General features: G+C 70.1%; 6 protein-coding genes and 1 pseudogene. 2 read left to right on the top strand and 5 right to left on the bottom strand.

What is annotated here, in order from left to right:
• From HY68_RS45445 to HY68_RS25365, 5 genes and pseudogenes are all read right to left on the bottom strand, one after another.
• Positions 1-790 (bottom strand): annotated as a pseudogene (locus tag HY68_RS45445) (ROK family protein); the annotation flags it as partial.
• 283 nt (positions 791-1,073) lie between these two features.
• Entirely contained in the window at positions 1,074-1,751 is a 678-nt protein-coding gene (locus HY68_RS25375) for a GntR family transcriptional regulator (RefSeq protein WP_078863774.1), read from the bottom strand.
• 99 nt (positions 1,752-1,850) lie between these two features.
• Entirely contained in the window at positions 1,851-2,798 is a 948-nt protein-coding gene (locus tag HY68_RS25370; protein ID WP_041992724.1) for a beta-ketoacyl-ACP synthase III, read from the bottom strand.
• Between the two features lie 113 nt (positions 2,799-2,911).
• The gene (locus HY68_RS44080) at positions 2,912-3,055 is read right to left on the bottom strand and encodes a hypothetical protein (protein WP_198533340.1); all 144 of its coding nucleotides are present in this window, start codon (positions 3,053-3,055) and stop codon (positions 2,912-2,914) included.
• Complete coding sequence (locus HY68_RS25365) at positions 3,021-4,376, bottom strand: OFA family MFS transporter (protein WP_041992721.1); 1,356 nt, start codon at positions 4,374-4,376, stop codon at positions 3,021-3,023. The genes HY68_RS44080 and HY68_RS25365 overlap by 35 nt, the downstream gene beginning before the upstream one ends.
• Positions 4,377-4,569: 193 nt before the next feature.
• Here HY68_RS25365 and HY68_RS25360 point away from each other — a divergent pair, with 193 nt between their 5' ends.
• Positions 4,570-5,541: a 2-dehydropantoate 2-reductase gene (locus HY68_RS25360; protein WP_041992718.1), complete on the top strand. Its 972-nt coding sequence runs from the start codon at positions 4,570-4,572 to the stop codon at positions 5,539-5,541.
• 180 nt (positions 5,542-5,721) lie between these two features.
• Positions 5,722-6,561, top strand: a complete 840-nt coding sequence (gene fdhD / locus HY68_RS25355) for a formate dehydrogenase accessory sulfurtransferase FdhD (RefSeq protein ID WP_041992715.1) — start codon at positions 5,722-5,724, stop codon at positions 6,559-6,561.
• Positions 6,562-6,641 lie beyond the last annotated feature (80 nt).

The raw sequence follows: 6,641 nt of genomic DNA, 5'->3' as shown, positions 1-6,641 counted from the left end.
CGAGTTCGGGTGAGCGGCCGTCGCGGGCCGCGTCGTCGGCGTCGCGGGCGAGCGCGGCGCCGCTGAAGTGGGCTTCCAGGCAGCCCCTGTTGCCGCACGCGCAGGCGCGTCCGTCGGGCTCGACCTGGATATGACCGATGTCGCCCGCGCTGCCCGTCGTACCGCGGTAGACCTCGCCGCCGACGACGATGCCGCAGCCGATACCGGTACCGATCTTGACGCAGAGGAAGTCACCGACGGAGCGTGCGACGCCCGCGTGCTGCTCCCCCATCGCCATCAGGTTCACGTCGTTGTCGACCATGACGGGGCAGCCCAGTTCCTGGCTGAGCGCCTCACGGACCGGGAAGCCGTCCCAGCCGGGCATGATCGGCGGTGCTACGGGCACACCCTCGGGGAAGCGGACAGGACCGGGGACCCCGATGCCGGCGCCGTCGAACTCGTCGGCGAGACCGGACACCTTGAGCTTGCCGGCCATCGTGAGCACCTGCTCGAAGACGGCGACCGGGCCCTCGCGGACGTCCATCGGGTGGTTGAGATGCCCGAGCACCTCCAGCTCCGCGTTGGTGACGGCCACGTCGATCGAGGTGGCGCCGATGTCCACGCCGAGGAAGCGCAGGGCGGGCGCCAGCCGGATGTTGTGGGAGCGGCGTCCGCCGCGCGATGCGGCGAGTCCGTCGGCGACGACGAGTCCGGTCTCCAGCAGCCGGTCGACCTCGACGGCCAGCTTGGACCGCGAGAGGTCGACCTGATCGCCGAGCTGGGCGCGGGAGTTGGGGCCACCGTCACGCAACAGCCTGAGCAGTCGCGCCTGGTGCGCGTTCGCGGGTCGTGCGGTCATTCGTCTCACGCGCCCCTCCCCGCCTTGTCGGCTACGTGCCTTGTCGGCTCTGTTTCTTGTGCTTTCGAGGGGAACGTAGCAGCGCTTGCCCGCAGGGGGAAGAAGTTGCGCGTGAATCCGTCATAACTTTCTCCACACCGAAGACAAAGCGATGGCGAGATTGGACCGGAGACTGGCGCGAAGACGGGTCGACGGCGCAGTATGGGGCGCGATCCGACCTCAAATGACGGCTGGATCAGGCCTGTTCACGGTCGTGGTAGGTGGTACGGGTGTGCTCGGTGTGCGCCCGCATGACTTCCGTGGCGCGCCGCTCGTCCCGGTCGGCGATGGCGGCGATCAGCGCGCGGTGCTCGATCCAGGACTGCTTGCCGCGCTGCCGGGCGACCGGCGTGTAGTACCAGCGGACCCGCCGGTCCACCTGCGCCGCCAGCTCGGCCAGGACGACATTGCCGGCGAGCTCCATCACCTTGGCGTGGAAGGCCGCGTTGGTGGCGACCGTCAGATCCACGTCGTCGTCGGCGACCGACTGCTCGCCCCTGGCGCACAGCTCCTCCAGGGCCGCGATCCCCGCCGTGCCGGAATTGGCGGCGGCGAGCCGGGCCGCCTCCGCTTCGAGGAGGGTGCGCACGGACAGCAGCTGGTCCGCCTCGTCCTCGGTCGGCTCGTGCACGAACGCGCCCTGGGCCGGGCGCAGATCGATCCACCCCTCGGTGTTCAGCCGCTGCAGGGCCTCCCGTACCGGCTGCCTGGACACGCCCAGGTGGCCCGCGAGTTCACTCTCGACCAGATGCTGCCCCGGGCGCAGCGCGCGCGTCGTGATCAGCTCCAGCAGCGCCTCGTAGACCCGCTCACGCAGCGGACCCTGTCGTTCGAGCCTGGGCACGGCCCCCTGCGGCAGTCCTGGCGACAACATTGCGCTCCCCCTTCTGGCGTGCGGTGACGACGACCGTGCCGATCGGTGAACGCCTCGGCACATTGGTTATCGTCTACAGTCTACCGAAGGGCGCCGCGTTCATGGACATCGGATGACCTGGCCCGCGTAAGAGAGATTTCCGCCAAAGCCGAACAGCAGCGCGGGCGCTCCGGAGGCGACTTCACCGCGGTCGACCAGTTTGGACAGCGCCATCGGGATCGACGCGGCCGAGGTGTTGCCCGAGTCGACCACGTCACGGGCGACCACCGCGTTGACGGCCCCGATCTTGCGCGCGAGGGGCTCGATGATCCGCAGGTTCGCCTGGTGCAGTACGACGGCGCCGAGTTCCTCCAGCCCGACACCCGCCCGCAGACAGACCTCGCGCGCGAGCGGCGGGAGTTGGGTGATGGCCCAGCGGTAGACGGCCTGGCCCTCCTGGGCGAAGACCGGCGGGCTGCCCTCGATACGTACCGCGTGGCCCATCTCGGGCACGGAGCCCCACAGCACGGGACCGATCCCCGGCTCCTCGCCCGGCCCGGTCGCCTCGACGACGGCGGCGCCCGCCCCGTCCCCCACCAGTACGCAGGTGGAGCGGTCGGTCCAGTCGGTGACGCCGGCCATCTTGTCGGCGCCGATGACCAGGACCCGGGAGGCGGCCCCGGCCCGTACGGTGTGGTCGGCGGTGGCGAGCGCGTGGGTGAAACCCGCGCAGACCACGTTGAGGTCCATCACGGCCGGTGAGCCCATGGACAGCCGGGCGGCGACCCGGGCCGCCGTGTTCGGCGAGCGGTCGATCGCCGTGGACGTGGCGACCAGGACCATGTCGATGTCGGCGGGGACGAGACCGGCCGCGGCCAGCGCCTTCGCCCCGGCGTGCGCGGCCAGCTCGTCCACCGGTTCGTCGGGGCCCGCGACATGCCGGGTCTTGATCCCGACCCGGCTGCTGATCCACTCGTCACTGGTGTCGACCAACGCCGCGAGGTCGTCGTTGGTCAGCACCTTGGCGGGCTGGTAATGGCCGAGCGCGGTGATACGAGTGCCGGTCATACCGGGGACCCCCTCTGCTTCGACGTCAGGAGTCCTCCAGTCTCGTCAGCGACCGGCCGGTACGAAGACAGGTGAACCAACAGGATTCGCCCGCGCCGCTTGGAGAGTCCGCATCATCCGGTGAACAGCTGTCGGGCCTTGAGGACAAGCTCGTACACACCGTACGCCAACGGAATCCCCACCCAGAGCCAGGCGAAGACGATCAGCCCGGTGCGCCGGGACTCAGGTGCCGTGCTGCTCGGTGACGGCGTGGTCATCGGCTGCCTCCCTCGGGGCCGGGATGTGGTGGTGACGCGGGTCGACGGGCCTGATCAGCTCGTTCGCGACGAAGCCGACGGCCAGCAGACAGATCATGATGACGAACGACACCCCGTAGAGCGAGGGGCCGCTCTTGCCGGCGTCCGCCTGGCTGTCGGCGACCCGGTTGACGATCAGCGGGCCGAGGACGCCGGCGACGGACCACGCGGTCAGCAGCCGGCCGTGGATCGCGCCGACCTGGTATGTGCCGAACAGGTCCTTGAGATAGGCGGGCAGCGTGGCGAAGCCGCCGCCGTAGAACGACAGGATGACCATCGCACAGATCACGAACAGCGGTTTGGCGGAGTCACCGGTCAGGAAGATCAGCACGTACATGACGATTCCGACGAGCAGGTAGAACCGGTAGATGTTCTTGCGGCCGATCACGTCCGAGAGGGACGACCAGCCGATCCGGCCCGCCATGTTGGCCGCGGAGAGCAGCGCGACGAAGCCGGCGGCCGCCGAGACCGAGACCGGGGCCGAGGTGTCGGAGAAGAAGTCGGTGATCATCGGCGCCGCCCGCTCCAGCACCCCGATGCCCGCGGTCACGTTCATGCACAGCACGACCCACAGACACCAGAACTGCGGGGTGCGCAGGGCGGATCCGGCCGACACCTGGACGCCGGAGGCCGCCTCGGCCGCCACGACGGGCGCCCCGGCCCTGCCGGGCCGCTCGCCCGGCCGCGGCACCCGGATCAGCAGCACGCCGAGCGACATGAACACCGCGTAGACCAGGCCGTGCACCAGGAAGGCGAGCGCGATGCCCCCGCTGTCGCTGCCGAACGACTTCAGCATCTGCGCCGACCACGGCGAGGCGATCAGCGCGCCGCCGCCGAAGCCCATGATGGCGATGCCGGTCGCCATCCCCGGCCGGTCGGGGAACCACTTGATCAGCGTGGAGACGGGCGAGATGTAGCCGATGCCCAGACCGATACCGCCGACGAACCCGTAGCCGAAGACGATCAGCCAGTACTGCTCGGTCGCCGCGCCGAGCGCGGCGAGCAGGAAGCCGGAGGAGAAGCAGGACAGCGCGACGGTCATCGCCCAGCGCGGACCGTTGCGTTCGACGAGGGTGCCGCCGAAGGCGGCCGACAGGCCGAGCATCACGATGCCGAGCTGGAAGGGGAGGGCGCTGGCCGTCCCCGACAGGTCGAGCGCGGATTCCAGTGGGGGCTTGAAGACGCTCCAGGCGTAGGCCTGGCCGATCGACAGATGGACCGCGAGCGCGGCGGGCGGCACCAGCCAGCGGCTCCAGCCTGCCGGCGCGATGGGTGGGGTCATGCTCGCGAACTCTAGGAACCTGTCGGCCGGTTGGGAAGATCCTTCACCGAATCTGTCGACAGTATGCGGTGACAGAAGCCTTGTCGACCGGAACTCCATACTGTAGACAATATATCGTCGACACTGACAGGGAGCACGCTTCCGCTCCCCCGGCCCTCTCGGTCTCCCTCAAAACCGAACGGAGAGCCTCACGGTGAAAGTCGCAGTTGTCGGCGCCGGAGCGATCGGCGCCTATGTCGGAGCCGCGCTCGACCGAGCCGGCGCCGACGTCCATCTCATCGCCCGTGGACCGCATCTCGCGGCCATGCGGCAGCACGGAGTCCGGGTGTACAGCCCGCGCGGCGATTTCACCGCGCGGGTGCACGCCACCGACCGACCGGACGAGATCGGCCCGGTCGACTATGTGTTCCTGGGGCTCAAGGCCAACTCCTACGCGGCGTGCGGTCCGCTGGTGACGCCTCTGCTCAAGGACACCACGGCGGTCGTCGCCGCCCAGAACGGCATCCCCTGGTGGTACTTCCACGGCCTGGGCGGCCCGCACGACGGCAGACGGATCGAGAGCGTCGACCCCGGCGGCTCGGTCAGTGCGGTGCTGCCGCCCGAGCGGGCCGTCGGATGTGTCGTCTACGCGGCGACGGAACTGGCGGGACCCGGCATCGTCCGGCATCTGGAAGGGACCCGCTTCTCGATCGGCGAACCCGACCGCTCGATGTCGCGGCGGTGCCTCGACCTCAGCGCGGCCATGCGGAGCGGCGGGCTCAAATGTCCCGTCGAGACCGAGCTGCGCGACGACATCTGGATCAAGCTGCTCGGCAACATCTCGTTCAACCCGATCAGCGCCCTCACCCGCGCCACCATGCGGGAAATGTGTCTGCACCGCAGCACACGCGAGGTCATCGAGCTGATGATGACGGAGACCCTGCGCGTCGCCGGGGCGCTGGGCTGCCGCCCCGACATCTCCGTCGAGCGGCGCATCGCAGGCGCCGAACGCGTCGGGGACCACCGGACGTCCACCCTCCAGGACCTGGAGAAGGGCAAACCGCTGGAACTCGACGTGCTGCTCGCCGCCGTCGTCGAACTCGCCGACGTCACCGGCGTACCGGTACCGACGCTCCGTACGGTCGGCGCCATCTCCGATCTGCTGGCACGCGGCGCCGCCGCCTGATCCCCCCGTCCGCCCGCGCCGGCGGCCACGACAAATAACGGTCCACGGGGTTCCCCTGGGCCATCGCAGACAGAATACTGTATGCGATGAGTCGTGGCCGCCGGCCAATGGCATCGTGGAGCGCGAGGGCCGGCCCCGGCTCCACAGGCACAGCGGTACTGGACGGGTAGGACGGATCACATGGGACGGGTCACCGAGCGCCGGCGCACCATCCGGATCAGGGACGGGCAGATCACCACCCGCCCCGACACACTGGTGGCCGAGGAGCCGCTGGAGATCCGGCTGAACGGCAAACCGCTCGCCATCACGATGCGCACCCCGGGCGACGACTTCGCGCTCGCGGCCGGGTTCCTGGTCAGTGAGGGGGTGCTGGCCGCCGCCTCCGACGTGCAGTCGATCGTGTACTGCGCAGGGGCCAAGGACGACGGCACCAACACGTACAACATCGTCGACGTACGCCTCGCGCCCGGTGTCCCGATGCCCGACATCAGCCTGGAGCGCAACGTCTACACGACCTCGTCGTGCGGACTGTGCGGCAAGGCGAGCCTGGACGCCGTACGCACCACGGCCCGCTTCCCGATCTCCGACACTCCCCCGGTCCTGGTCGAGCCCGCGCTGCTGTCCGGCCTCCCCGACCGGTTGCGGGCGGCGCAGCAGGTCTTTGACAGGACCGGGGGCCTGCACGCCGCCGCGCTGTTCTCCGAGACCGGCGAGATGTACGACATCCGCGAGGACGTCGGCCGGCACAACGCGGTCGACAAGCTCGTCGGCCGGGCCCTGCGGGAGGATCTGCTGCCGCTGTCCCGCTCGATCCTGCTGGTGTCGGGCCGCGCGTCGTTCGAGCTGGCCCAGAAGGCCGTGATGGCGGGCATCCCGATGCTCGCGGCGGTCTCGGCGCCGTCGTCGCTGGCGGTCGACCTGGCGGCGGAGGCCGGGCTCACCCTGGTCGGTTTTCTCCGCGGCACCTCCATGAACGTGTACGCGGGCGATGAGCGGATCGCCCTGCACACCGGGGTATGACCCGCCCCGCTGCACGGGACGGGACCCGGCCGGCGGGGAGCGCCCCCTGCGTCGGCCGGACCCCCTCCGTCCTCCGGGCG

Origin of the sequence: Streptomyces sp. AcH 505 (assembly GCF_000818175.1) — a bacterium.
Lineage (GTDB): Bacteria > Actinomycetota > Actinomycetes > Streptomycetales > Streptomycetaceae > Streptomyces.
This window is presented reverse-complemented; position numbering and strand designations above follow the sequence as displayed.